This is a genomic window from Alistipes muris, assembly GCF_943193205.1.
GTDB lineage: Bacteria > Bacteroidota > Bacteroidia > Bacteroidales > Rikenellaceae > Alistipes > Alistipes muris.
In genome coordinates this window covers 1-25070 of the sequence record NZ_CALPDD010000001.1, presented here as the reverse complement: position 1 = coordinate 25070, position 25070 = coordinate 1, and the positions used below count along the sequence as shown (strand labels likewise).

At 59.0% G+C, this 25070-nt stretch carries 27 protein-coding genes and 1 tRNA gene; 20 read left to right on the top strand and 8 right to left on the bottom strand.

The genetic code is table 11. The features are described from left to right. Nucleotides 1-6 precede the first annotated feature (6 nt). From ureG to NFR47_RS00115, 6 genes are read left to right on the top strand one after another with little or no spacing between them, the layout of a single operon-like run. A complete protein-coding gene (gene ureG, locus NFR47_RS00140) occupies nt 7-663 on the top strand; it encodes an urease accessory protein UreG (RefSeq protein ID WP_251213554.1) in 657 nt (218 codons plus the stop codon). A gap of 4 nt (nt 664-667) precedes the next feature. Then, nucleotides 668-1582, top strand: coding sequence for an urease accessory protein UreD (locus NFR47_RS00135; RefSeq protein WP_251213553.1), 915 nt, complete (start codon nt 668-670; stop codon nt 1580-1582). Between the two features lie 22 nt (nt 1583-1604). Beyond that, a complete protein-coding gene (yut, locus tag NFR47_RS00130; RefSeq protein WP_251213552.1) occupies nt 1605-2654 on the top strand; it encodes an urea transporter in 1050 nt (349 codons plus the stop codon). A gap of 6 nt (nt 2655-2660) precedes the next feature. Beyond that, the gene (locus NFR47_RS00125; RefSeq protein WP_251213551.1) at nt 2661-3653 is read left to right on the top strand and encodes an energy-coupling factor ABC transporter permease; all 993 of its coding nucleotides are present in this window, start codon (nt 2661-2663) and stop codon (nt 3651-3653) included. After that, complete coding sequence (gene cbiQ / locus NFR47_RS00120; RefSeq protein ID WP_251213550.1) at nt 3650-4459, top strand: cobalt ECF transporter T component CbiQ; 810 nt, start codon at nt 3650-3652, stop codon at nt 4457-4459. Before NFR47_RS00125 ends, cbiQ begins: the two co-directional genes overlap by 4 nt. Then, a complete protein-coding gene (locus NFR47_RS00115; RefSeq protein ID WP_251213549.1) occupies nt 4456-5184 on the top strand; it encodes an energy-coupling factor ABC transporter ATP-binding protein in 729 nt (242 codons plus the stop codon). Before cbiQ ends, NFR47_RS00115 begins: the two co-directional genes overlap by 4 nt. Before the next feature lie 44 nt (nt 5185-5228). Here NFR47_RS00115 and NFR47_RS00110 read toward each other — a convergent pair whose 3' ends face one another. After that, the gene (locus NFR47_RS00110; protein ID WP_251213548.1) at nt 5229-6416 is read right to left on the bottom strand and encodes a glycosyltransferase family 4 protein; all 1188 of its coding nucleotides are present in this window, start codon (nt 6414-6416) and stop codon (nt 5229-5231) included. A 452-nt stretch (nt 6417-6868) separates the two neighbouring features. On the opposite strand from NFR47_RS00110, the gene yajC reads away from it, so the two are divergent. From yajC to NFR47_RS00090, 4 genes are all read left to right on the top strand, one after another. Beyond that, entirely contained in the window at nt 6869-7186 is a 318-nt protein-coding gene (gene yajC, locus NFR47_RS00105; RefSeq protein WP_251213547.1) for a preprotein translocase subunit YajC, read from the top strand. A 19-nt stretch (nt 7187-7205) separates the two neighbouring features. Further along, nucleotides 7206-7463 (top strand): TIGR03905 family TSCPD domain-containing protein, encoded by a 258-nt coding sequence (locus NFR47_RS00100; protein WP_251213546.1) that lies wholly within the window; start codon nt 7206-7208, stop codon nt 7461-7463. Nucleotides 7464-7654: 191 nt separating this feature from the next. Continuing rightward, nucleotides 7655-7915, top strand: coding sequence for a GlsB/YeaQ/YmgE family stress response membrane protein (locus tag NFR47_RS00095; protein WP_251213545.1), 261 nt, complete (start codon nt 7655-7657; stop codon nt 7913-7915). Nucleotides 7916-7927: 12 nt separating this feature from the next. Continuing rightward, nucleotides 7928-8194, top strand: a complete 267-nt coding sequence (locus tag NFR47_RS00090) for a hypothetical protein (RefSeq protein ID WP_251213544.1) — start codon at nt 7928-7930, stop codon at nt 8192-8194. 62 nt (nt 8195-8256) lie between these two features. Here the strand turns inward: NFR47_RS00090 and NFR47_RS00085 are convergent. Continuing rightward, nucleotides 8257-8327 (bottom strand) — tRNA-Gln (locus NFR47_RS00085). Between the two features lie 92 nt (nt 8328-8419). Between NFR47_RS00085 and nhaD the strand changes: the two genes are divergently transcribed. After that, nucleotides 8420-9751 carry a sodium:proton antiporter NhaD gene (nhaD, locus tag NFR47_RS00080; protein WP_251213543.1) on the top strand — a complete coding sequence of 444 codons (1332 nt, stop codon included), beginning with the start codon at nt 8420-8422 and terminating at the stop codon, nt 9749-9751. Nucleotide 9752: 1 nt separating this feature from the next. Here nhaD and NFR47_RS00075 read toward each other — a convergent pair whose 3' ends face one another. Further along, a complete protein-coding gene (locus NFR47_RS00075; protein WP_251213542.1) occupies nt 9753-10127 on the bottom strand; it encodes a thioesterase family protein in 375 nt (124 codons plus the stop codon). A 108-nt stretch (nt 10128-10235) separates the two neighbouring features. On the opposite strand from NFR47_RS00075, the gene NFR47_RS00070 reads away from it, so the two are divergent. Both NFR47_RS00070 and ffh read left to right on the top strand, forming a co-directional pair. Continuing rightward, nucleotides 10236-10808 carry a DUF4294 domain-containing protein gene (locus NFR47_RS00070; RefSeq protein WP_251213541.1) on the top strand — a complete coding sequence of 191 codons (573 nt, stop codon included), beginning with the start codon at nt 10236-10238 and terminating at the stop codon, nt 10806-10808. A 64-nt stretch (nt 10809-10872) separates the two neighbouring features. Beyond that, the gene (gene ffh / locus NFR47_RS00065; RefSeq protein ID WP_251213540.1) at nt 10873-12204 is read left to right on the top strand and encodes a signal recognition particle protein; all 1332 of its coding nucleotides are present in this window, start codon (nt 10873-10875) and stop codon (nt 12202-12204) included. A gap of 95 nt (nt 12205-12299) precedes the next feature. Here the strand turns inward: ffh and NFR47_RS00060 are convergent, their stop codons facing one another. Continuing rightward, entirely contained in the window at nt 12300-12545 is a 246-nt protein-coding gene (locus tag NFR47_RS00060) for a hypothetical protein (RefSeq protein ID WP_251213539.1), read from the bottom strand. Between the two features lie 3 nt (nt 12546-12548). Next, the gene (locus NFR47_RS00055) at nt 12549-12917 is read right to left on the bottom strand and encodes a hypothetical protein (RefSeq protein ID WP_251213538.1); all 369 of its coding nucleotides are present in this window, start codon (nt 12915-12917) and stop codon (nt 12549-12551) included. A gap of 398 nt (nt 12918-13315) precedes the next feature. On the opposite strand from NFR47_RS00055, the gene era reads away from it, so the two are divergent. The 3 genes from era (at nt 13316) to NFR47_RS00040 (ending at nt 17648) form a co-directional block, all read left to right on the top strand. Then, nucleotides 13316-14197, top strand: coding sequence for a GTPase Era (gene era / locus NFR47_RS00050; RefSeq protein ID WP_251213537.1), 882 nt, complete (start codon nt 13316-13318; stop codon nt 14195-14197). 70 nt (nt 14198-14267) lie between these two features. Beyond that, nucleotides 14268-16259 carry a tetratricopeptide repeat protein gene (locus NFR47_RS00045; protein ID WP_251213536.1) on the top strand — a complete coding sequence of 664 codons (1992 nt, stop codon included), beginning with the start codon at nt 14268-14270 and terminating at the stop codon, nt 16257-16259. Between the two features lie 18 nt (nt 16260-16277). Then, nucleotides 16278-17648, top strand: a complete 1371-nt coding sequence (locus NFR47_RS00040; RefSeq protein WP_251213535.1) for an MFS transporter — start codon at nt 16278-16280, stop codon at nt 17646-17648. 73 nt (nt 17649-17721) lie between these two features. Here the strand turns inward: NFR47_RS00040 and NFR47_RS00035 are convergent, their stop codons facing one another. The 3 genes from NFR47_RS00035 to NFR47_RS00025 form a co-directional block, all read right to left on the bottom strand. Beyond that, nucleotides 17722-18858, bottom strand: coding sequence for a glycosyltransferase (locus NFR47_RS00035; protein WP_251213534.1), 1137 nt, complete (start codon nt 18856-18858; stop codon nt 17722-17724). A gap of 134 nt (nt 18859-18992) precedes the next feature. Continuing rightward, complete coding sequence (locus NFR47_RS00030) at nt 18993-19526, bottom strand: ferritin-like domain-containing protein (RefSeq protein ID WP_251213533.1); 534 nt, start codon at nt 19524-19526, stop codon at nt 18993-18995. 64 nt (nt 19527-19590) lie between these two features. Continuing rightward, nucleotides 19591-20322, bottom strand: coding sequence for an acyl-[acyl-carrier-protein] thioesterase (locus NFR47_RS00025; RefSeq protein WP_251213532.1), 732 nt, complete (start codon nt 20320-20322; stop codon nt 19591-19593). Nucleotides 20323-20404: 82 nt separating this feature from the next. Here NFR47_RS00025 and NFR47_RS00020 point away from each other — a divergent pair, with 82 nt between their 5' ends. From NFR47_RS00020 to NFR47_RS00005, 4 genes are all read left to right on the top strand, one after another. Beyond that, nucleotides 20405-21025, top strand: coding sequence for a hypothetical protein (locus NFR47_RS00020; protein WP_251213531.1), 621 nt, complete (start codon nt 20405-20407; stop codon nt 21023-21025). A gap of 168 nt (nt 21026-21193) precedes the next feature. Further along, a complete protein-coding gene (locus NFR47_RS00015; RefSeq protein ID WP_251213530.1) occupies nt 21194-21907 on the top strand; it encodes a DUF2975 domain-containing protein in 714 nt (237 codons plus the stop codon). A 41-nt stretch (nt 21908-21948) separates the two neighbouring features. Further along, the gene (locus tag NFR47_RS00010) at nt 21949-22179 is read left to right on the top strand and encodes a helix-turn-helix domain-containing protein (protein ID WP_251213529.1); all 231 of its coding nucleotides are present in this window, start codon (nt 21949-21951) and stop codon (nt 22177-22179) included. 14 nt (nt 22180-22193) lie between these two features. Then, complete coding sequence (locus NFR47_RS00005) at nt 22194-25022, top strand: M16 family metallopeptidase (protein WP_251213528.1); 2829 nt, start codon at nt 22194-22196, stop codon at nt 25020-25022. Nucleotides 25023-25070: the final 48 nt, after the last annotated feature.

Here is a 25070-nt window from a genome sequence, read left to right as displayed (position 1 = left end):
GAACCAATGAACAACACATGCAGAATCGGAATCGGCGGACCCGTCGGCTCCGGCAAAACGGCCCTCATCGAAGCCATCACGCCCCGCCTGCTGGGAATGGGCTACAAAGTGCTGGTCATCACGAACGACATCGTGACGACCGAAGACGCCAAACACGTGCGCAAGATGCTCAAGGGCATCCTGGTCGAGGAACGCATCATCGGCGTGGAGACAGGCGCCTGCCCCCACACGGCCGTGCGCGAAGACCCCTCGATGAACATCGCGGCCGTCGAGGAGATGGAAGCCCGCTTCCCGGACGGCGACGTGGTGCTCATCGAATCGGGCGGCGACAACCTGACCCTCACATTCAGCCCGGCGCTGGTGGACTTCTTCATCTACGTCATCGACGTGGCCGCGGGCGACAAAATCCCCCGCAAGGACGGCCCGGGCATTTCGCAGTCGGACATCCTGGTCATCAACAAGACCGACCTGGCGCCCTACGTACATGCCGACCTGGAGGTCATGCGCGTCGATTCGGAGCGGATGCGCCCCGGCAAACCGTTCGTCTTCACGAACTGCATGACGGGCGAGGGCATCGAGGAACTGGTGGAACTCATCCGCCGCATGGCCCTGTTCGACGTCGAACGCCACGAGGAACCCGAACTCGAAACCGCAATGGTCTGAAGCGATGGACTTCTCCGCCGCCAAAGAAATGGCCCCCTACCTGGCCGAGCCGAAAGCCATGCCGGTAGGGACCCCCGGGAAGACGGGCTACCTCTATTTAGGTTTCGAGCTCGACGGCCAGGGGCGCTCCATCATGCGCGACCTCGACCGCCGGGCACCGCTCATCGTCCAGCAGGAACTCTACTTCGACGAGGGGATGCCCGAAATGCCGTGCGTCTACATCCTTTCGTCGGGAGGTCCCAATGTCGACGGCGACCGCTACCGCCAACATTTCGCAGTCCGCAAGGGCGCCTATGCCCACCTCTCGACGGGAGCGGCCACCAAGCTGGCCGAAATGCGCTACAACTATTCGGGGCTCCGGCAGTGCTTCGAGCTGGAAACGGACGCCTATCTGGAATACCTGCCCGAGCCGACGATTCCGTGCCGCCACACGCGTTTCATCGCCGACACGACGATCCGCATAGACCCCACGGCGACGCTTTTCTATGCCGAAATCTACATGAGCGGCCGCAAATACTTCGACCGCGGCGAACGCTTCGCCTACGACGTGCTTTCCGTGACGACGCAGGCCGAACGCCCCGACGGCGAACGGCTGTTCCGCGAAAAGTTCGTCATCCGCCCGGCGTCTGAGCCGCCGGCGGCCTTGGGCGTGATGGGCAGCTACGACGTCTTCGCCAACGCCATTGTGCTGACGCCGCCCGACGAGGCCGAACGCATCTACGCCCGCACGGAAGCCTTCGTCGACGACGCAACCCGCACGGCGGCCGGAATCACCCGCCTGCCCAACGGCTGCGGACTGCTCTACAAGGCGCTGGGCGACGAAACGGGCCCGGTCAAGAGACTGGTCCGCCGGTTCTGCTCGACGGTGCGCGAAGAAGTCAAACACCGCCCGCTGCCGGAAGAATTTCCGTGGCGATAACCGATTAAACGACTTATAAACTATGGCAACAACTCTCTCTGCGCCGACGGCCCACGCCGGAGTCGGCCTTCTCAAGAAAATGCTGCGCGGCATGGGGCAGGTCATGTTCCAGCCCAGCGCATGGACCGGCCTGCTGTTTCTGGCAGGCATCATCTGGGGCTCGTGCGCCAACCGCACGGGCATCGTAGCGTGGGGCGCACTCGTCGCGGTGGCGGTCTCCACGCTGACGGGCAGGCTGCTGCGGCTCCCGGAAGACGACGGCACGCAAGGGCTGTGGGGCTTCAACGGAGTGCTCGTAGGCTGCGCCTTCCCCACGTTCCTGGGCAACACCTTCTGGATGTGGCTGGCGCTGATACTCTGTGCGGCGATGACGACCTGGGTACGCACGGGATTCAACAACGTGATGGCCCCGTGGAAAGTCAACTCGCTGACTTTCCCGTTCGTATTCTGCACGTGGCTCTTTCTGCTGGCGGCGCGCGCCATGCACGGGATGCCGCCCACCCACCTGAGCGACCCGACGCTGCCGACGCTTTTCGCGTCGGGCGAAAACCTGCGGCTGGGCCACCTGATCGTCTACTGGCTCAAAGGCGTCGGACAGGTGTTCCTGGTCGATTCGTGGGTGACGGGGCTGCTCTTTCTGGTCGGACTGCTGCTGAGCAGCGCTCGCGCTGCGCTGTGGGCAGCCGTCGGTTCGGCCGTGGCGCTGCTGGTAGCCATCCTGTTCGAGGCTTCGGGCAGCGGAATCGCGGGCGGGCTCTACGGATTCAGCCCCGTGCTGACGGCCATAGCTTTGGGCACGGTCTTCTACAAGCCCAACCGCCGTTCGGCCGTGTGGGCCCTGCTGGGAATCGTCGTGACGGTATTCGTGCAGGCGGGCATGAACGTCATGCTCGCGCCGCTGGGCATCCCGACGCTGACCGCGCCTTTCTGCCTGACGACATGGCTGTTCCTGCTGCCGCTGATCCGCTTCGACGAGACCGAACGCCCCGACCACACCGACTGGGACCCGGCCCGCAAGACCCACCTGGCACCCCGGCCGCTTTTCGAGCCGCGCCGCACACCCAAAAAATAGGACACCATGCACATGTCCGACGCTTTGGTCTCGCCGACGGTGGCTGCCGTCGCGGGAGCCGCTTCGCTGGTGCTGCTGGGCACGGCGGTCCGCAAACTGCGCCCGGCGCGGAGCGGACTGCACACCGACGTGCTGCACAGCGAACGCATCGTGCCGCTGATGGGGGTCATGGGAGCCTTCGTCTTTGCGGCGCAGATGATTAACTTCGCCGTTCCGGGCACCGGGTCGAGCGGCCATATCGTGGGCGGCATCCTGCTCTCGGCGATATTGGGACCGTGGGCGGCGCTGCTCGCCCTCTCGTCGGTGCTGATTCTGCAATGCCTGCTCTTCGCCGACGGCGGATTTCTGGCCTTGGGCTGCAACATATTCAACATGGCGGTGCTCTCGTGTCTGGTGGCCTATCCGCTTGTATTCAGGCCCCTGATGCGGCCGGACGCAACGCCGGGCCGGATTTTCGCAGCGTCGGTACTGGCATCGGTGGCGGGGCTCGAACTGGGCGCGCTGGCCGTGACGCTGGAGACCGAGGCCTCGGCCATCACGGCGCTGCCCATCGGGAAATTCCTGCTTTTCATGCTTCCCATCCACTTAGCCATCGGTATCGGCGAGGGGCTCGCTACGGGAGCCCTGCTCTGCGCGGTGAGACGCTACCGCCCGGAACTGCTGGCCGGAACCGAACCGCAGGAGCAGCCGGCCAAGCGCCGTTTCGTCCGAACGCTGGCGGCCATCGCCGTGGCAGCGCTGCTCGTGGGCGGTTCGTTCTCGTGGCTCGCTTCGTCGCAGCCCGACGGGCTGGAATGGTCGCTAAGCCGAACGGCCGGAACCGCCGAAATGGCCCCGGCGCCCGACGGCCTGCACCGCACGGCCGCCGCCATTCAGGAGACCACCGCCGCCCTGCCCGACTACGGCACCACGACGGCCGGGCTGGTGGGCTGCGGCGTGCTGCTGCTGGCTGCATGGGGCGGCACGCAGCTGCTGCGCACGCGACGCAAAGGGGCATGAAAAACAGCCTGCAAAATGCCCTCTGCGCACTCGACGCGCTGGAACGGAACGCCCGGGCGGAGAGCCCGATGCACCGGCTCGACGCCCGGGCGAAACTGCTTGCGACGACGGTCTATTTGGTGACGATGCTGTCGGTGCCGCTCCCGCAGCTGTCGGAAATCCTGCTCTATGCGCTCTTTCCGATGGCGACGGCGACGCTGGGCGGCATGCGGCTCGGGCCGCTCCTGCGCCGCTCGCTGGCGGTACTGCCGTTCGTGGCGCTGATAGGCATCTTCAACCTGCTCTACGACCGCACCCCGGCTCTGCGGATAGGAACGCTGACCGTAACGGAGGGCGGCATCGAATTCGCCGCGATTCTGCTGCGGGGCATCCTCTCGATGGCGGCGCTGCTGGTGCTGATAGGCACCACGGGATTCTACGCCCTCTGCCGGGCCTTGCAGCAATCAGGAATCCCCCGCTTTCTGACGGTACAGCTGCTGTTCGTCTACCGCTACCTGCGGGTCCTGCTCGAAGAAGCGCTGGCCATGTCGCGGGCCTGCGACGCCCGCAGCTTCGGCCGCAAACACCCCGCCCTGCGGGTGTGGGGCACGCTGGTGGGGCAACTGCTGCTGCGCACCTTCGACCGGGCCGAACAGATACACCGGGCGATGCTGGCCCGCGGCTTCACGGGACGCATACCCGACTGCACGGCCGGGAAGCCGCGCTGGCGACGCGCCGACACCGCCTTTCTGACGGGCTGGAGCCTTGCACTGATCGCCGCGCGCTGGAGCTATCCGGTAGAAACCCTGACACGTCTTTTCCGATGAGCCACCACTACCTGCAATTCGACCGCGTCGGCTACCGCTATCCGGGCGGCCGCGAAGCGCTACGCGACGTTTCGCTGCGCATTACGCACGGCGAAAAAGTCGCCCTCGTGGGCGCAAACGGCACAGGGAAATCGACCCTGCTGCTGCTTGCGGCGGGACTGCTGCTGCCCACCGAGGGCGAAGTGTCGGTCGGCGGAATCGGCCTGACGCCCCGCACGCTGCCGATAGTGCGGCAGACGGTGGGACTGGTCTTTCAAAACCCCGACCACCAGCTGTTCATGCCGACCGTGGAAGAAGACGTGGCGTTCGGCCCGGCGAACATGGGACTGACGCCGGAAGAAATCGAAGCCCGCGTCACGGCGGCGCTCGAATCCGTGGGGGCCCTGCACCTGCGCAAGGAATCGCCCTGCCGCCTCTCGGGCGGGCAGAAACGCAGCGCGGCAATCGCCACGGTGCTGGCCATGGAACCCTCGGTGCTGGTGCTGGACGAACCCACCTCGGACCTCGACCCGCGGGCCCGGCGGCAGACGCTCGAACTGCTAAAACGTTTTAGCCACACGATGCTGGCAGCCACCCACGACATGGAAATGGCAAGGGAACTCTGCCCCCGGATGATTGTCCTGCGCGACGGAGAAATCGCAGCCGACGGAGCGGCCGAAACCCTGTTCCGCGACACGGACCTGCTGGACGCCTGCGGCCTGGAACCGCCCTGCCGGATGCGCTGACGGCCAACAAAAAAGCAGGCGCCGAAGCAACCTGCCTGAAACTGTCATATCCGGTCGAGAAGATGCTGGAACCAAAGGAAGACGCCCCGCCGCTCGAACTGCGAGACCCGGCCCAACCGCAACAGGAAGCGGTAGAAACGATTCCTGCGCCGCTCGTTCCATCGCACGAAATAATAGAGCCCGAAAGTGACCAGGAAACTCAGCGCGACGACGGCATAGAGCTGCACCTCGACCGAAGCCCCCACGGCATACAAGGCCCAAAGGCACACGACGACCGCGGCGTTGAGCGAAAGGATGCAGAACGTGGTGCCGATATGCGAAAACCCGAGGTCGATGAACAAATGATGGAGGTGCGTCTTGTCGGGATGGAACGGCGAAACATGCCGCCGCACGCGCGCCGACATGACGCGCAGGGTATCGAACACGGGCACCGACAACACGGCGAGCGTGAACGGGATGAGCCCGAATCCCCTGGCGGCGAAAACCGCACCCAACGACCGGGCGTCCAGAGTATGGATGACGAAAATCGACATGACCAACCCCATGACGAGCGTACCGCCGTCGCCGATGAACATCCGCGAACTCTTGCCGAAAACGTTGTGGAAGAAGAACGGAATCAAAGCCCCGACGCAGACGATGGCGAGCAGGACCATGACCAGATCGCCTGCGAAGAAGAAAAAGGTGCCGAAAATCAGACACGCCATGATGCAATAACCCGACGAAAGGCCGTTAACCCCGTCGATGAGGTTGATGGCGTTGATGATGCCGACGGCGGCGAAGACCGTGAGCAGCGCGCTGCACCACCAGCACGGGATGGCGCCGATACCCCAAAGCCCATGGAAATGGCTGATGCTGAAACCGCCTGCGACGACGAGCAGCACCAAACAAAGCACCTCGACGAAGAAACGGAACCCCGGCGACAGATTCAGAATATCGTCCATGGTCCCGATATAAAGCATCAGGGTCATAGCCGCCATGATGATCGGCAGCTGCGAAGAATCGAAAAACGGGCTGACGATGCCCAACCCCAGCGAAATGCCGAAGAAGACGGCGCAACCGCCCAGCACGGGAACGGGACTGCGCTGCAACTTGCGGAAATCGGGATTGTCGACAATTCCCTTGAGGTAAGCCAGCTTGACCAGCCGCGGGTGAATCCAGCACACCGACAGAAACGCCACGACGAACGGAATCAAAGGCAAAAATCCCTTGTATGTCAGAAAAATCTGGCTCATAGGCCGCAGCACGGTATACGGTTCGACTTCGGTAACCTGCAACTATTCCGCCAACCGGACGGCTCCGCGGCGGAATCCGGCCCGAAACACCCGCTTCAGACCTTCCGCACGGACCCGCCCCGGAGAGCGGCGGAAAGTGCAATTTGTCAACAAATGTAACGCATTTCAAGCAAGTTACCAAAAAAATTCCGCCGGGGAACCGCGAACGCAGAAGCCGAAACCAAGCAAACAACTGACAAACAAACGATTACAAACCGAATATATTTTTAGCGGCAGGCCACACTTGAGAAACGAGCCGCTTGCACCCGTAGCCGGCAAAGGGATGCCGACTGTTCCGAACGGGTGAATCTGTACCCGGAATCGCCGATGAGGGGGTGCGGATTTCGGGAAATCCCGAAAATATTGTTATATTTGCCCAAGCAAAACCAGAAACAACAAAACAAAAAAGAGTTATGATGAATTTCCTCCAGGCGATGCCCGCCGAACCCCAACCCGGATTTTTCCAGCAATACAGCTTCCTGATCATGATCGGCCTGATGGTGCTGGTGCTGTGGCTCTTCATGTGGCGCCCCGAAGCCAAACGCCGCAAACAGATGCAGGCGTTCCGCGACGGACTGAAAAAAGGCGACAAGGTAATCACGGCAGGCGGAATCTATGGCACGGTCAAGGAAGTGAAAGAGACCTCGCTGCTTATCGAAGTGGACAGCGATGTGACCCTGCGCATCGACAAGAACATGGTGGTGGCCGACAACAGCAACCAACAGAAATAAGCCATCCGCACGGCACGACATGAACAAGAAAATAAGTTATGCCTGCGCAGGCACCTGCTCGAAACAAGTGGACATCGAACTTGAAGACGGCGTAATCCGCCACGTAGCTTTCACGGGCGGCTGTCACGGCAACACACAGGGCATTGCGGCGCTGGTGCGCGGAATGCGCGCCGAAGAAGCCGTCGCCCGCCTCAAAGGCATCGACTGCCGCGGCCGAGGCACCTCGTGTCCCGACCAACTGGCCAAAGCATTGGAAGAAGCAGGCCACGAAGAATAAACACCTCTGATAATAGGGCCGCCCGCTGGGCGGCCCTGTCTGTTCCGCAAGGTATCAACACGTTCACCCGCCCCGATGGATTCATTCTCCATCGGGGCGGGGTACGTATTGCCCCTGTATTTTTACCCGTCCGGCGAATTGGGGAACGGAATTTGCAACGAAGCAGACGTTAAGTCAAAAAAACGAAAACTATGTATTTTCTGTGGTATCTCTTAATCGGTCTGGCGGCCGGATGGATCGCCAACCTGATCGTCAAGGGCGACGGCTCGGGCCTCGTCATCAATCTGATCGTAGGTCTGATCGGCGGTGTGCTGGGAGGCTGGATCTTCTCGTGGTTCGGGTGGGTACCCGTAGGCACGCTGGGCAGCTTCCTGACCTCGATTGCCGGAGCTGTCGTTCTGCTGTGGATCGTCTCGATGATCACCCGACGAAGAAAACATGTTGAACGGTAAAAAATCAAGACAATGAACGACACGAAGAACAGCTGGGAAAACCGGCAAACCGAAAAACAGTTCGGCGACAAACTCAACCAGGCCACCGACTGCAAGAACAAGACCGAACAGACCGCCGACAAGATGAAAAACGGCGTGGAAAACGCTGCCGACCGCATGGGCAACACGGCCCGCAAGGTAGGCGACAACATCAAGCAGGGCGCGGAAAAGACCGCCGACAAAATCGGCCAGGCTGTCGACAAGACCGCCGACCGCCTGCAGGGCAAAAAGAACTATTGACAGTTCCGGCCCGAAAACGAAGCGGAGACCCGACGCCGGGTCCCCGCTTCTGCTGAAAGGAGTTGAGCTGCCAGGACTCGAACCTGGAACGACAGAACCAAAATCTGCTGTGTTACCATTACACCACAGCTCAATCGCTGCTCGAAAGCAGTTGCAAAGGTAATCAAAAAAACGCAATATCCAAGAAACGCATCCGATAATCACGCACCCCCGAAATCCTGAACCATGCTTGCAACCCTCATCGCGATTTTCTGCGCGGGCTACCTGCTCATCGCGCTGGAACACAAAATCGGAATCAACAAATCGGCCGTGGCGCTGCTGATGTGCGGCGCACTGTGGGCCATATTCAGCCTGGCGGGCCACGACCCGCAAATCGGCGCGCAGCTGACCGCCCAGCTGGGCAGCACGTGCGAAATACTGGTCTATCTTATCGGCGCGATGACCATCGTGGACCTGATAGACACCCACGGCGGATTCAACGTCATCACGTCGCGCATCCGGACCCGCAGCAAACGACGGCTGCTGTGGCTGCTGGTGGTCATCACGTTCTTCATGTCGGCCGTGCTGGACAACATGACCACGGCCATCATCATGATCATGCTTCTGCGCCGGATTATCGACGACCGCCGCGAAAGGTGGATATTCGCCGCACTGATTGTGGCGGCGGCCAACAGCGGCGGCGCGTGGTCGCCCATCGGCGACGTGACGACGATCATGCTGTGGATGCGGGGCAACGTCACGGCCGGACCGCTGATGTACGGACTGCTGCTGCCGTCGCTGGTCTCGGTGGCGGTGCCGACGGCGATAGCGATGCGCTACGTAAGCCGGGGCGAAACGGCGGCGACGACGGAACCCGCAGCGGCGCCCCTGCCGCAAGGAGTGGACAGCCGCATGAGCCACACGATACTGGTGACGGGAGTAGCGGGACTGCTGTTCGTACCCGTCTTCAAGGAACTGACGGGACTGCCGCCCTACATGGGGATGATTATCGCCCTGGGCGCAAACTGGGCGCTGACCGAAATCCTCTACGACCGCAAACGCGACATGGAGGAATCCATCCAGAACCGCGTGTCGAAAGTAGTCAAGCACATCGACATGCCGACGATTCTGTTTTTCCTGGGAATTCTGATGGCGGTGGGAGTGCTTCAGAGCGCAGGCATCCTGACGGGGATGGCCCAATGGTTCGACAAGCACCTGCATGAACCCTACGCCATTGCAGGACTGATCGGCATCCTGTCGTCGGTCGTCGACAACGTACCGCTGGTAGCGGCCTGCATGGGCATGTACCCGGTGGCGGACGCCGCGACGGCAGCGGCGAGCGCCGACCCGGCATTCATGCAAGGGTTCGTAACCGACGGCCTATTCTGGCACCTGCTTTCGTACTGCGCCGGAGTGGGCGGCAGCCTGCTTATCATCGGCTCGGCGGCAGGCGTGGTGGCGATGGGACTTGAAAAAATCGAATTCGGATGGTACCTGCGCAAAATATCGCCGCTGGTACTGGCGGGCTACTTGGCGGGCATGCTGGCAATCTGGCTCCAGCACCTGGCAGGCCTGTAACCTACCGGACCTTGGCGAGGAAACGCGCGCGGTCGACGACGAAACGCACGTGGGTACCCTCGCCGATAAGCCCCTCGGCATCGCGGGCCCCGACGGTGAAGGTGATTTTCCGCTCGTCGACCTCCGTGACGACGGCCGAAGCGATGACCTCGGTACCGAGACCGGAGGGCTTGATATGGGTAACGTTCATTTCGGCGCCGACGGTGGTGGCCCCCTCGGGCAACGCCCCGGCGACTGCCAACATGGCGGCGTTCTCCATCAGCGCAACCATGGCGGGCGTGGCGAAAACAGGCATGTCGCCCGAACCCAGGGCGGCGGCGGTATTCTGCGGCGTCACCGTCGTGCGGCTGACGGCCGTAAGTCCTTTTTCCAACATGATGATTTCCGTATTGGGAACGAATTGATTATTTTTGCATGGACCGGCCCGCGCCGCCGAAGATGCACGGCGCGGACAGCCCGACAAAGATAACTAAATTTACGGACCATGAAAAAGCTGCTGCTGCTTTTGTGCGTGCTGTGCGCCGCGCAGCCGGAACTCCGGGCGCAAGGGGGCCGCGGCTATCTTTACCAGGAATGGACCGTGGAACAGGGCGACTCGACGCCGCTGATTCATGTGGTGCCCGTCCCCGTTTTCCAACGCCCGGCCGACCTGCGCCGCTACCGCCGGCTGGTCGACGCGGTGAAGAAAGTCTACCCGATAGCGAAAACCGCCCGGGCCAAGATGGCCGAAATGGAAGCCGAACTGCTGCGCCTGCCGACGAAAAAGGAACAGAAAGCCTACATCAAACAAGTCTACGACGAAATCAAGGACGAATACACGCCCGTACTGAAACACATGACCCGCACGCAAGGGCGCGTACTGCTGAAACTTATCGACCGCGAAACCAACCGCACGGCCTACGACGTACTGCGCGAATTCCGCGGCGGATTCGTGGCGGGATTCTGGCAGGGCATCTCGAAAATCTTCGGGCAGGACCTCAAGTCGGCCTACGACAAGGAGGGCGAAGACCGCATCATCGAACAGATCGTAGCCTACTACGAAGCGGGCCTGCTGTAAAGTCCGGAGCGGATTTGCAGGCGTACGATTTTCTGCTTACCTTTGAAGCCAAATTGGGAAAACCATGTTTGAAAACCTGACAGACAAACTCGAACGGTCGTTCAAGATACTCAAAGGCGAAGGCCGCATCACGGAAATCAACGTAGCGGAGACGCTCAAGGAAATCCGCCGTGCGCTCATCGACGCCGACGTGAACTACAAGGTAGCGAAGACCTTCACCGACACGGTGAAGCAAAAAGCGCTGGGTCAGAACGTACTGACGGTGGTGAAGCCGGGGCAGATGATGACCAAGATAGTCCGCGACGAACTGGCCCTGCTGATGGGCGGCACGGCGACGGACGTGAAGCTGGAAGGCACGCCTGCGGTGATACTGATTGCGGGGCTGCAAGGCTCGGGTAAAACGACTTTCTCGGGCAAGCTGGCGGCGTTGCTGAAGAACAAAAAAGGGCGTCAGGTACTGCTGGTTGCAGGCGACGTCTACCGCCCTGCGGCCATCGACCAACTGAAAGTGCTGGGCCAGCAAATCGGTGTGGAAGTCTACACGGAAGAAGGCAACAAAAACCCGGTCGAAATAGCGCAGAACGCCATCAAACACGCTCGGCAGAAAGGCCACAACGCGGTAATCGTCGACACGGCGGGCCGCTTGGCGGTGGACGAGGCGATGATGGAAGAGATAACGGCCATCAAGGCGGCGGTGAACCCCTCGGAGACGCTGTTCGTAGTAGATGCGATGACGGGCCAGGACGCTGTGAACACGGCCAAGGAATTCAACGACCGGCTGGATTTCGACGGCGTGGTACTGACCAAGCTGGACGGCGACACGCGCGGCGGTGCGGCGATTTCGATCCGCTCGGTGGTGGACAAACCGCTGAAATTCATATCGAGCGGCGAGAAGATGGACGCCCTGCAAGTATTCCACCCGGAACGCATGGCCGACCGCATCCTGGGCATGGGCGACGTGGTGTCGCTGGTAGAACGCGCGCAGGAACAATTCGACGAAGAAGAAGCCCGGAGACTGAAGAAGAAAATCGTCAAGAACCAATTCGACTTCAACGACTTCATCGCCCAAATCCAACAGGTGAAGAAGATGGGCAATCTGAAAGACATAGCCTCGATGCTGCCGGGCATGGGCAAGGCACTCAAGGACATAGACATACCGGACGACGTATTCAAACAGACCGAGGCGATCATCGGCTCGATGACCCCGGCCGAACGAGCACAGCCCGAAATCATCAATGCCCGCCGCCGCGAACGCATAGCCAAGGGCAGCGGCACGACGATGGCCGATGTGAACCGGCTGATGAAACAATTCGAGCAGACGCGCAAGATGATGAAGACCGTGGCGGGCGGCAACCTGCGGATGCCCAAATTCCCGGGCGGGATGATGCGGAGGTAAACGACCGGACCGACAAGACGAGCGGCTTTTCCTGTTGCAGGAAAAGCCGCTTATTTACTACTTTATAGAATCTAAAAAAAGTTTCTATAATTGAATTAGTTGTAACCAAAACATTGTCCAGTAGAAGGATACCATTGATATCTCGGATATCCCGCTCTTTTTGCCATTGCTTCTGCTTCCGATTGAGTTGAAGCAATACCAACATAGGTACCACCACTTTGCGATTGCTGGTATGTTTGAGCAGCTTGTCTCACATATGAAAAATTTTCCGGACTAATCGAGCCACAAGAAGTCAGCAAAGCAGATACGGCCAAAATGATTGTTAAGAATAAAGCTTTCATAAATTACCATCTTACGGGTGTTTGTTGAGGAAGCGTTGCATTTTTATCCTCCACACATCGAATATCCTTATAAGATATTTCCTCTCCGCGCGAATTTCCTTGTGAATTGGAACGAGAATGAGAGGCATTTCCTCCTATAGACGCACTTCCGATAGATGCGGACGCAGAACCCGAAAAAGAATTTGAGTTAGAATTACTATAATTATTCTCTCTCGAATCCTTAACATTGACCTCTTTCCATGTCCCCAATTTCCCATTTTGAGTTGTACAGTCTTTGCCTATATCCTCTGCCGTCGGTTTGTACTGAGCATTAGCATCTATAGCACAAAAAATTCCAGCAAGTACGAATACACTAAAAATTACTTTTTTCATCTTTTTCTCTTTTTGCCGTGTCCCACAGCGATTTTTTAAGTTTGAGATAAACATATAAAAAACGTGGGACAAAACTTTATATCTGTCTCTGAGGTTCTCGACAACCTTTGGCACAAATACGAAAGTGAAGCCCACGCTGAACACGTGAGCATCAACTTCACTTCTTGTGCCATGTGAAACTGTCGAGATTTCAGAGACAAGATGCAAAATTAACGCTTTTTATATGTAGGTACCGGCGCTTTTAGTGCGTAGACGGTACGGAAAATTCAAATAGAATTCAAAAAAACAATCCCCGTTATACTACATAGGCAAATTGGTTTGAGGTTAATTTGGTACAAAGATAGGAAAAATCCGCAGAAAATAACTACCTTTGGAAGATAAAAACGCGAGATAAGGAAATGCACAAATCGGGCTTCGTAAACATCATCGGGAATCCGAACGTAGGGAAATCGACACTGATGAACGCGCTGGTGGGCGAAAAACTCTCGATCATCACCTCGAAAGCGCAGACGACGCGCCACCGCATCATGGGCATCGTCTCGGGCGACGACTTCCAAATCGTCTACTCGGACACGCCGGGAATTCTGAAACCGAGCTACAAACTACAGGAGTCGATGATGAAATTCGTGACGGGAGCCCTGACCGACGCCGACGTGATTCTGTATGTGACGGACACGGTGGAACAAGGCGACCGCTCGGAAGAAATCGTAGGCAAAATAGCGCGGAGCGGGATACCGACCATCGTAGTGGTGAACAAGATAGACCTCACGACGCCCGAAGCGCTGGAAGCGCTGGTCGAAAAATGGCACGCGGCACTGCCCGAAGCGCAGATAGTCCCGGCGTCGGCCAAGGAACGATTCAACATCGAAGGACTTTTCAAGACGATATTGGACCGGCTGCCCGAAGGCCTGGCGTTTTATCCGAAAGATACGCTGACGGACAAGACCCTGCGCTTCTTCGCGTCGGAAATAATCCGCGAAAAAATCCTGCGCAACTACGACAAGGAAATCCCCTACTGCTGCGAAATCGAAATCGACAGCTACAAGGAAGAACCGGCCATCGACCGCATAGCGGCGACGATTTATGTGTCGCGCGAATCGCAGAAAGGGATACTTATCGGCCACAAGGGCGAAAAACTCAAGCGCGTAGGGCAGGCGGCGCGCGAAGACCTGGAACAATTCTTAGAGAAGAAAGTATTCCTGCAACTGTTCGTCAAGGTGAACGACGACTGGCGCAACAACCCGCGCCAACTGCGCCGCTTCGGGTACGAACAGGAATAATTCATAATTAAAAATTGGCCGATGACCGGCAGGGAAATAAAACGCCGGAAAAACACGTTGTACGAACAAGATGCGGAAAATCATCACATTCATCATGCTGGGCACGGCGCTGCTGAGCGGCCTGCGGGCCCGGGCGCAGTACAATCGGGAGTATTTTTTCTGGATGGGCCAGCGCTGCATGATGGACAACAACTACCGCGAAGCCATCCGCACGCTCAACACCCTGCTGCGGTTCGATGAAGACGCCTACGAAGGCTACTTCCTGCGCGGAATAGCGAAGTACAACCTGGACGACCTGATAGGCGCCGAAGCGGACTTTACGACGGCCATTGCCAAAAACCCGGTCTACACCCAAGCCTACACCTATCGTGCGGTGACGCGCTCGCGACTGGGCAACTACGACGACGCGCTGCAAGATTTCCGCGAAGCCATCGACCTGCGGCCCGACCTGCCGGGACCCTATTACAGCCGGGGCGTGACGCGCCTGCTGAACCAACAATTCACCGAAGCCATCGAAGACTTCGACAAATTCATCCGCCAGGAAAACAAGGTGGCCGACGCCTTCATCTGCCGGGGACTGAGCTACCTGCATCTGAAAGACACGCTGCGTGCCTACGAAAATTTCGACACGGCGATCCGCACCAACCGCGAAAACCCCAACGGCTACAACCAACGCGGCGACCTCTACATGCACCAACGCCGCTACCGGGAAGCGGAAGCCGACTTCGACAAAGCCATTGCCTGCGACTCGGCCTACCTGCTCTCCTACTTCAACCGTGCGCTGGTCTACTCGTCGACGAACCGTCCGACGCAGGCGCTGGCCGACTTCGACAAAGTAATCGAACTCGACACGCTCAACTCGCTGGCCTACTTCAACCGGGCGATGCTGCGCGCGCAGGTGGGCGACTACAACCGAGCGCTGGAAGACTACGACCGGGTAGCGGCCTACTCGCCGAACAACGTACTGGTCTACTACAACCGTGCGGGGGTCCACACCCAATTGGGCGAAATCGAAAAAGCGGTCGAAGACTACACCTCGGCCATCCGGCTCTACCCGGACTTCGCGAACGCCTACATCTACCGCGGCCGCCTGCGCGAACTGCTGCGCGACCCCAAGGGAGCCCGCGCCGACCGCAACACGGCGCAACGCAAGATAGCGGAATACCGCACGCGCCTGAACGACAGCACCTACTCGATATACGCCGACACGACGCAGCGCTTCGACCGCCTGCTGTCGTTCGACACCCGGCCGGCCGGCGCCGACTTCGACAAGATGGCGGGCCGCACGGGCGTCCGCGACGAAATGCGCCTGCTGCCGCTGTTCAAATTCACGCTGATGCGCCCCGACACGCTGCCCAAACCCGCACGCCACCACCAGCAACGGGTCGAAGACTTCCGCCGCAGCATCGGCAACCCCTATCTGGTGCTCTCGTGCCGTGTGAGCGACCTGCACCCCGACACGCTGCTGCTGCTCGACAAACGCTGCACGGAACGGCTGAAGACGGCCGACCCGACGTGGAAAGACTACTTTGAACGCGGCGTGACCCAATCGCAGATCAAACAATACACCAACTCGGTGAACACCTACTCGTCGGCCATCGAGATGAACCCGACCAACCCGTTCCTCTATCTGAACCGCTCGACGACACGGGCCGAAATGATCGACTTCATATCGTCGATAGACAACTCGTACCAACGCATCACGATAGACGCGGACCCGGCGAACCGGCTGAACAGCAACCCGAAACGCACTTACAGCTACGACGAGGCGATAGCCGACCTGAACAAGGCGGTCAAACTCTACCCCGAATTCGCCCACGCCTACTACAACCGGGCGAACCTGCGGGCCCTGTCGGGCAACCTGCCGGAAGCGTTCGAGGACTACACCAAAGCCATCGGATTGAACCCGTGGTTCGCGGAAGCCTACTACAACCGCGGAATCGTCCAGCTCTACATGAAAGACACGCGCAAAGGGTGTCTGGACCTCTCGAAAGCGGGCGAATTGGGCATCGAAGAAGCCTACGAAATACTCAAACGCCATGCACCCCATGCAAAGAACTAACATCCAAAAAGATAACAAATGACAGCAACAATCCAACGCAAACTCAACGATTCGGCGGCAGCACGCTGGACGGCGCTGATACTGATCGCGTCGATGATGTTCTTCGGCTACATGTTCGTGGACGTGATGTCGCCGCTCAAATCGCTGGTCGAAACGGCCCGCGGCTGGGACAGTTCGACGTTCGGCACCTATGCGGCGTCGGAGTACTTCCTGAACGTATTCGTATTTTTCCTGATATTTGCGGGCATCATCCTCGACAAGATGGGCATCCGCTTCACGGGCCTGCTGTCGGCGGGACTGATGGTGCTGGGCGCGACGGTCAAGTTCGTGGGCATCACGGACTGGTTCCAGACGACGCAGCTCTGCGGCTGGCTCGACAGCTGGTGGACCTCGTTCCCGGGCAGCGCGAAGATGGCCTCGCTGGGCTTCATGATTTTCGGCTGCGGATGCGAAATGGCGGGCACGACCGTCTCGAAAGCCATAGCCAAATGGTTCCAGGGCAAGGAAATGGCGCTGGCGATGGGCCTTGAAATGGCCATCGCGCGGCTGGGCGTCTTTGCGGTGATGTGGCTGGCCCCGATGATCTCGAACAAATTCGACCAATCCATCGTGGCCCCGGTAGGCTTCTGCACGGCGCTGCTTGTCATCGGCATGCTGTGCTACGCAGTATTCGTCGTGATGGACAAGCAACTGGACAAACAGCTGATAGCGGCCGGGGAACTGAAAGAAGAAAAATCGTCGGACGAAGAATTCCACATTTCGGACCTCGGACAGATATTTTCGAGCAAGATGTTCTGGCTGGTGGCCCTGCTGTGCGTACTCTACTACTCGGCGATATTCCCGTTCCAGCGCTATGCCCCGAACTACCTGGAGGTGACGCTGGGCGTGGACGCCGAATCGGCCGCGCGGCTGTTCAGCTGCTTCCCGATACTGGCGATGATTCTGACGCCGTTCCTGGGGGCGCTGCTGGACTTCCGCGGCAAGGGGGCGACGATGCTGATGATAGGCGCCATCATCATGACGGGCTGCCACCTGTGCTTTGCGTTCCTGCTGCCGCTCTTCCCGTCGCAATGGCTGGCGCTGACGCTGGTGGTGACGCTCGGCGTATCGTTCTCGCTGGTACCGGCGGCGCTGTGGCCGAGCGTACCGAAAATCATCGACGAAAAGATACTGGGCTCGGCCTACTGCCTGATATTCTGGATACAGAACATCGGCCTGTGTCTGGTGCCGCTGCTCATCGGCAAGGTACTCGACGCGACGGGCGGCTACACGACGCCGATGATGATTTTCTCGTCGTTCGGGGTACTGGCGTTCATATTCAGCTTCTATCTGAAACTCGAAGACCGGAAGAAAGGCTACGGTCTGGAACTGCCCAACATCAAGAAATAAACGGGGCGGACAAAAACGAGCCGGGAACTTTGCAGAAAGGTTCCCGGCTTTTTCGTAACGGCTTGCTTAGCGGCTACCGCACCATATTATAAAGCTCGGCAATGCGGCTGCACATCTCCTCCCACGAAAAACGGCGCCGCTCCTCGATGCAATTCTCGCGGAACCGCTCCAAGACCCCGGGTGCGTAGATACGCTCGATAGCGTCGGCCACCCCCTCGGCCGAGGGCGGGCAGACGCAGCCCACCCGACCGTCGGGCACGATTTCGGCGAGCCCGCCGACGTTCGTGACAATCATGGGCGTACAGAACTGGTAAGCAATCTGCGTGACGCCGCTCTGCGTAGCAGTCTTGTAAGGCTGGACGACGCAATCGGCCGCCGAAAAATAGTATTTCACCTCGGCGTCGGGAATGAAACGGTCGTGGAGGATGACCTCGTCCTGCAATCCGAGCGCGGCAATCTGCTTCAAATAAGGCTCGGGCGAAGTATAGAACTCTCCGGCGACAATCAGCTTCCTGCCGCCGATGCGCCCCTCGCGCCGAAGCCGGGCCCACGCATCCAACAACAAATCCAACCCCTTGTAATCGCGGATGAGCCCAAAAAAGAGGGCATAACCCACGGCCGGGTCGAGCCCCAACCTCACACAAGCCTCGCGGCGGTCGACGCGGCCGCCGAAATGCTCGAACAACGGATGGGGCGAAAAGAGCGCCGGAGCGTCGGTATAGGCCGCGAGCTCGCGGCGGACCTGCTCGGACATGTAAACGAACCCGTCGACGGACCGGAGGAAGAAGCGGTTGAACGGCTTGTCGACCGCATGATGCTCGTGGGGCTCGACGTTGTCGATCTGACACAAGACTTTCGTATGGCCGTTGCCGCGTGCGATTCGGGCGATGGTACCGAAACACGGCGCCATGAAAGGCGTCCAATACTTCAACAGGACGAAATCGGGCCGCTCGCGCCGCAGCTGCCGCCCGACCCGCCACCAACTGAAAGGACTGACCGTACTGACGCACCGGACGATGGACAAATCGCCGGGCGGCGGAGTGTCGACCGTCTGGCTTTTACCGGGAAAAAGCAGGGAGGGATATTGCAGGGTGAAGGTGCGGACCGACACCTCGTCGCCCCGCCGCCGGAACGTCCGGGCCATGGTCTCCATGATGGAAGCCAACCCGCCCCGGTAAGGATGGGCAGGGCCAAGAATCGTGATTTTCATAGCGAATGCTTGCTTACTCTATGACAAAGATAACGCAAGGCGAGGGCAATGCCAAATAAATTTGGATGCGGCCGCACTGAAAACAAAAACGGAACCTCCCGAAGGAAGCTCCGCGACGAAACGGGCAGCCGGCGCTACTCGTCGTGGGAATGGTGGTGCAGGGCGCGGGCGGTGTGCTTGCTGCCGGCGGCGGACTGGAGCGCCAGGTACTCCTCGCCGTAATCGGTGAGGTTCTGCAACTCGGTGCGGAACGTATCGAGGTGCTGCTCCTCCTCGACGATGATGTCCTGGAACATCTTGTGAGTGACGGCATCGTTGTGCTCGGCGGCGATACGCGAAGCCTGGTTGTAACTGTCGATGGTACTCTCCTCCAACTGCACGGCGAACTGAAGCATCTCCTTGACGTCGGTAATCTGCCGGGTGCGGAACGCAGCGTTCATGTCGACGTCGCCTTCGAGAAAGAGAATACGGTCGGAAAACTCCTCGATATGCCGCATCTCGGCAATCGAAATCTCGCGCATGATACGCGACAGATACCGGTAACGGGCATCCTCGAACCGGGTGTGGAAATACATGTACTGGAGCGACGTGGCGATCTCCTTGCCCACGGCGTCGTTCAACAGGTCGATGCTGACCTTGTACTTGGTCTTGACTTCGGTGGTTTCCATAAGTATGAAAAAGGTTTTGCAGCGACGCTGCAAAACCCGTTCCATGTATCTGACTGAGCGACGACTATTTCCACTCGACGGCGGCCCGCACGGCCACGGCCCCTTCGCCGCTGCCGATCTCGAACAAGGCCCCCTCGTCGCGGAACTCGGCCCCGACGGTCAAAGTCTGCCCGAGACGGCACTCCCTGAGGAAATGGACGTCGAGCCGCACGGGAGCTTCGGAAGTGAGCCTTTCGACGGGCAGCATGTCGAGCATCATCTCGATGTAACGCATGGTATTGACATGGCGGTTGAAGTCGATGTCGCTGTAAACGACCTTGTGCTCGCACACGACCGACGGCTCGACGGCCCGGATTTTACGCGGCATGGCGGCCGGGGGCGGGACGTCGACGATGGCATCGGCATGGGCGTCGCCTACCCACGAAAGGTCGACCGCGGCGCGGGAAGCCAAGTCGATCATGGCCCACTGCGAAACGGCGCGCCCGAACTCGTGCCCCTCGGCGTCGGAGAGAACGAAATTACGCGTGGAAAGCACACGCCCGTAATCGCTGATCCACGTGGCGACGGTGTAATCGGCGTACTGCGCGGGGCGGCTGTCGAACTCGAACGCGATACGCGAAAGGACCCACGAATGGTTGTCGGCATTCAGGGCATCGACGCCGAAACCCTTGCCGTGGGCATCGGTGCCCGCGGTATTGAGCACGGCGGAACCTAACGCGGGAATAGTCGCCCGCAAGGTGAAATCGACCTCCTGCGGCTCGATACGATAAGAATAGAGAGACTTCTGTGCCTGCATGACTTTGCGGGAATAAGGATATACAAAGGTAGTGTTTTTTTCGTAACTTAGCGGCAGAAAACCCTCCCTTAAACAAATGCTTATGGAACTTCTGGAACCCAAGAAACTCAACTTTGCGGAGACACTCAACGATGCGCTGACCATCGGAGTGAAGAACGCCCCGTCGATTATGGCGGCCGTGGCGCTGTGGCTGGTGACGATATGGATACCCTATCTGAACGTAGGCACCACCATCGCCATTACGCTGCTGCCTGCGGAACTAGCCAAAGGCAACGTCATCAACCCGCTGGGAATCTTCGACAGCAAATACCGCCGCTGCATGGGCGAATTTCTGCTGACCTCGATACTGCAAATCATGGGCATCTATGCGGCGATGCTGTTCCTGTTCATCCCGGGCATCGTACTGGCCCTGTCGTGGTCGCTGGCCTACTACTATCTGCTGGAAAAAGGCAAAAACCCCATCGAAGCGCTCCGCGCGTCGAACACAGCGACCTACGGCAGCAAATGGACGATGTTCTTCATCAGTCTGATATTCGGCACAGCGGCGGTGATTGCAACCGGAATATGCGGGGCCGTCTGCGGAGCGATAGGCGTGAAAATCATCACGATTCTTGTGATGCTGGCCGTGGTGATACTGATCGCCTCGATCTCGATGGCGCTGAAAGCCTCGTACTGGCGCCAGCTGAAAGACAACGCCGAATGACGGAACCGGTCTCGGGACTAACGAAGACGGTCGTCCGACCGTCTTTTTTTATGACTGCGAAACCTATTTTATCGAAAAACGATAAATATTATTTGTTTTTCAGAAATAAATCGTATCTTTGCTGTCGAAGGGTCCGCACGCGGACCGCAGAACCAAAACACACGGAACATGCAGAACAAGAAACCGTTCCTGCAACGCCTGCTGGCCATCTACATAGCGTTCTTCATTGCGCTGACGGCGGGGCTTGCGCTGGAATTCCTGCCCGGATTCAACCGGGGCTACGCCGACGGTGACGAAATAGGCATGAACCTGGCCCGCAACTGGGGCTCGGGAACGCCGCGGCTTATCTACATGCTTGAAAACATTACTATTGACGAAAGCCCCGAAAACGTCCTTGCCCTGCCGGAAAACCCGAACGTGAAAATCGACACGAAAATCCGCAAAATCGGGCTTGTAGTGGAACAGGAAGCACCCGGGACGTCGATAATAGGGCTGGCTTTCCGCTCGCTGGGCGGCAGCGGCTGGATTTATGTCTCGGTGATGCTGACCCTGCTGGCCTATCTGACGATAATCGCGCTGATGTTCCTGATTATAAACTCCGTACGCCGCTCGATCCGCGAAGAACGCACGCTGGACAAACGCAACGTATGGTACCTGCGTGCCATCGGCGGACTGGCCATAGCGACGGAACTGATGGACGGACTGGTCGTGTGGACGATGAACCGCCGGGCGGCCGAACTGCTGGCGGGAAGCCAGTACACCGTCGACACGGCGTTCCATCTCTCCTACTCGACGATCATCATCGGCATCCTGATAATCTTCGCGGCGGAAGTGTTCGCCATCGGGCAGAACCTGAGCGAAGAACAGAAACTAACCATCTGAACGACCATGACAATCCGTATGGCTATGAAAGGGGGGGGGAAATGGCTATAATCATCAACATCGACGTGATGATGGCGCGCCGCAAGATTTCGCTCGGCGAACTGGCCGAACGCGTGGAAATCACCCCGGCGAACCTCTCGATTCTCAAGAACGGCAAGGCCAAGGCGATCCGCTTCTCGACCCTCGAAGCGATCTGCCGCGAACTGGACTGCCAACCGGGCGACATCATCGAATACCGCCCGGAAGAACCTGCAACGAAACAATCTTCCTAAAAAAAGAAAAGAGTATGAAGAAAAAACTGATGTTCCTGCTGCTTGCGGTGCTCACCGCGGGAAGCATGGCGGCCCAACCGGGCATGATGGCACCGATTCCGGCCGACGAAGCGGTGCGCACGGGCAAGCTGGAAAACGGCATGACCTACTACATCCGCCACAACGAAAAACCGAAGGGACAGGCAGACTTCTACATTCTGCATGACGTAGGCGCCATTCAGGAAAACGACGACCAGCAAGGTCTGGCCCACTTCCTCGAACACATGGCGTTCAACGGCACGAAGAACCTGCCGGGCAAGATGCTGACGGAATACCTGGAGACCGTGGGTGTGAAATTCGGCTACAACCTGAACGCCGCGACGGGCTGGGACCACACGACCTACCAAATCAAGGACGTGCCGACGGCCCGCGAAGGAGTGATCGACTCGGCACTGCTGATTCTGCACGACTGGTCGCACTTCATTGCACTCGAAGGCGACGAAATCGACGCGGAACGCGGCGTAATCTGCGAAGAACTCCGCACGCGCGACGGTGCCCAATGGCGCTCGATGATGGCGATGATCAAGGCGCTGGGCAAAGGCTCGAAATACGAACACCGCAATCTGATCGGCTATCTGGACTATCTGAAGAGCTTCGACCACCAGGCGCTGCGCGACTTCTACCACCAATGGTACCGCCCGGACTACCAGGCAGTCATCGTAGTGGGCGACGTGGATGTGGACGCCGTCGAAGCCAAGGTGAAGAAACTCATGAGCGACATACCGGCTCCGGAAGCGAACGCTTCGCACAAGGAGAAAATCACGGTACCGGACAACGAAGCACCCATCGTGAGCATCACGACCGACCCGGAAATGCAAGGCTCGCGCATCCAGCTGTTCATCAAGCGCGAAGCCCTGCCCAAGGAACTCAACAACACGGTGCAGGCCGAAATGCTCGACGTAGCGCAGGCCTACATGTCGTCGATGACCAACGCGCGGCTGCAAGAAATCGCGATGAAACCCGACGCGCCGTTCCTTGGCGGCGGCATGAGCGCAGGCGACATCCTGGGCGTAATCCCGACGATGAACGTGACAGTGTTCGTGGTGATGACGCAGGACGGCAAACTGCCCGAAGGCTTCGAGGCCATCTACGGCGAAATGGAGAAAGTGCGCCGCTTCGGCTTCACGCAAGGCGAATTCGAGCGCGCACAGAACAACCTGCTGCGCAGCGCGGAACGCAAGTACACGAACCGCAACGACCGCACGAACGCGGAATATGTGGACGTCTACCTGGACAACTTCAGCAAGAACACGCCGATGCCTGCGGCCGAGACCGAATGGCAGATCGACAGCATGCTGCTGAAATCCATCGACGTAAATGCGGTGAACGCGATAGCACAGCACCTCATAACGCCGGCGAACCAAGTAATCGTCATCACGGCCCCGGAAAAAGAAGGTCTTGAGACCCCGACCGAAGCCGAGATACTGGCCATCCGCGACCGGGTGACGGACTCGGAACTGGAAGCCTACGAAGACACGGCCGTGAAAGAACCGCTGCTGCCCGCAGGCACCAAGCTGAAAGGCTCGCCGGTGAAGAAAACGGTTGAAGACGCGGCCTACGGCACGACGGAATGGACGCTGAAGAACGGAGTGAAGATTGTGGTGAAACCCACGACCTACAAAGCCGACGAAGTACGCATGAACGCGGTATCGGAAGGCGGTCTTTCGCTGCTGACCGACGCAGAACTGCCGATGGCCGAATGGCTGCCCGTCTATGTCTCGATGATGGGAACGGGCAAATTCTCGGCCTCGGACCTGCGCAAACAACTGGCAGGCATCTCGGCGTCGGTGGAACTCGGCGTAGACAACTACCAGACCCAAATCAACGGAGTGTGCTCGCCGAAAGACATCGAGACGATGCTCCAACTGCTCTATCTGAACTTCGTACAACCGCGCTACGACGAGACGGACTACGCGACGCTGATGAAGATGCTGCGCTCGCAGCTGGAAAATGCGGAATCGAACCCCGACTTCGTCATGGAAAAACGCTACTTAGACGCAGCCTACGGCAACAACCCCCGCCGCCGGATGACGACCGTGGAAGTAATGGACGGCTTCGAGTTCGGGATGCTGCCCGTGATTCATGACAAACTCTACGCGGGCGCCAACAACTTCACATTCACGTTTGTGGGCAACATAGACCCTGCGACGCTGAAACCGCTGGCCGAGAAATACATCGGCTCGCTGCCCGTGACGAAGACGAAAGCCGAAGCCATCGACGACCACAGCGCCCCGGTCAAGGGCGAAGTGACCGAAGACTTCCGCGCGCCGATGCAGCAGCCCAAGGTATCGGTACACTACCTCTTCTCGGGCGAGATGCCCTACACGTTCAAGAACCGGCTGGCGCTGACGTTCCTGACGCAGGCGCTCGACGCCCGCTACTTAGTTTCGATCCGCGAGGAAAAGGGCGGCACCTACGGCGTACAAGTCTACGGCGGCACCGAATACCTGCCCAACGAGACCTACAAACTGAACATCGCATTCGACACCAACGAAGAGATGGCGGACGAACTGCTGGGAATCGTGATGGCGGAAATCGAGAAGATAGCGGCCGAAGGCCCGCTGACCGAAGACGTCGAGAAGACCCGCGAATTCATGCTCAAGAGCTGGAAGAACAGCCTTGAACAGAACCACCAATGGATGCGCTACATCCGCGCGAAGTACACTTCGGGCGAAGACTATCTGGCCGGCTACGAAAAGGCGCTGCGCGAACTGACCAACGCCGACATACAAGCCCTGGCGAAGAAGATACTCAGCGATGGCAACCTTGTGAAGGTAGTCATGCGCCCGGAACAGGCCGAATAACGAACATACACGGCTAAAAAGAGACGTGGGGGGGGGGGGGGGGGGGGG